This is a genomic window from Pseudomonas sp. RL, from assembly GCF_000647775.1.
GTDB lineage: Bacteria > Pseudomonadota > Gammaproteobacteria > Pseudomonadales > Pseudomonadaceae > Serpens > Serpens flexibilis.
In genome coordinates this window covers 1-1219 of the sequence record NZ_JBOY01000187.1, presented here as the reverse complement: position 1 = coordinate 1219, position 1219 = coordinate 1, and the positions used below count along the sequence as shown (strand labels likewise).

Sequence of the window (1219 nt, the reverse complement as noted above, 5' to 3'; positions counted from 1 at the left end):
CGCTGGTCGAGGCGCGCCGGCAGGCCGCCGAGGCGCCGGCCTGGTTCCAGCAGGCCCATCCGCAAGCGGCGCTGGGCGCGGTGGCCTACTTCAGTATGGAGTTCATGCTCGGCGAGTCGCTGCCCATCTATTCCGGCGGGCTGGGCAACGTGGCCGGCGACCAGCTCAAGGCCGCCGGTGATCTGGGGCTGCCGGTGTACGGCGTCGGCCTGCTGTACCAGAGTGGCTACTTCCGGCAGACCATCGATAGCGCCGGCGCGCAGCGCGCGCTGAATCCGTTCAACGATCCGGGGCAGCTGCCGGTCACGCCGCTGCGCCAGGCCGATGGCGAATGGCTGCGAGTGCGCCTGGAGCTGCCCGGCCAGCCGATCTGGCTGCGCGCCTGGCAGGTGCAGGTGGGACGGGTGCGGCTGTTCCTGCTGGACAGCAACGACATGGCCAATTACCCGGTGCATCGCGGCATCACCAGCCAGCTGTACGGCGGCGGCAGCGAGCTGCGCCTCACCCAGGAACTGGTGCTGGGCATCGGCGGCTGGCAACTGCTGCGCGCCATGGGCCTGCAACCGGAAGTGTGCCACCTCAACGAGGGGCATGCGGCCTTCGCCGTGCTGGAGCGCGCGCGGCAGTTCATGGCGGACACCGGCCAGCCGTTCGACGTGGCGCTGGCCGCCACCCGCGCCGGTAACCTGTTCACCACCCATACGGCGGTGTCGGTGGGTTTCGACCGCTTCGCCCCGGCGCTGGTGGAGCAGTACCTGGGCGCCTACGCCGAACAGCGGCTGGGCATTTCGCGCCGCGCGCTGCTGGCGCTCGGCCGGCTGGAGGCGGACAACGACGACGAGCCGTTCAACATGGCCTGGCTGGCGATTCGCGGCAGCGGCGCGGTGAACGGCGTCAGCCGCCTGCACGGCGCGGTCAGCCGGGCGCTGTTCGCGCCGCTGTTTCCGCGCTGGCCGCTGGCCGAGGTGCCGGTCGGCCACATCACCAACGGCGTGCACATGCCCACCTGGGACTCGGCCCAGGCCGACGAACTGTGGACCACCGCCTGCGGCAAGAATCGCTGGTCGGGCACTGTCGGCACGCTGGGCGAGGACATCGCCTGCGTGTCTGACGCTCAGCTCTGGCAGTTCCGCACCGCCGCCAGCGCCGCGCTGGTGGACTACGCGCGGGCGCGGCTGGTCTGGCAGATGGGCGCCTCCGGCGCGCCGGAGGCCTGGCG

General features: G+C 71.8%; 1 protein-coding gene. It reads left to right on the top strand.

From position 1 onward, the window contains the following. The coding region (gene glgP, locus AS93_RS0117990; RefSeq protein ID WP_027591877.1) for an alpha-glucan family phosphorylase at nt 1–1219 on the top strand (1219 nt) is incomplete at both ends.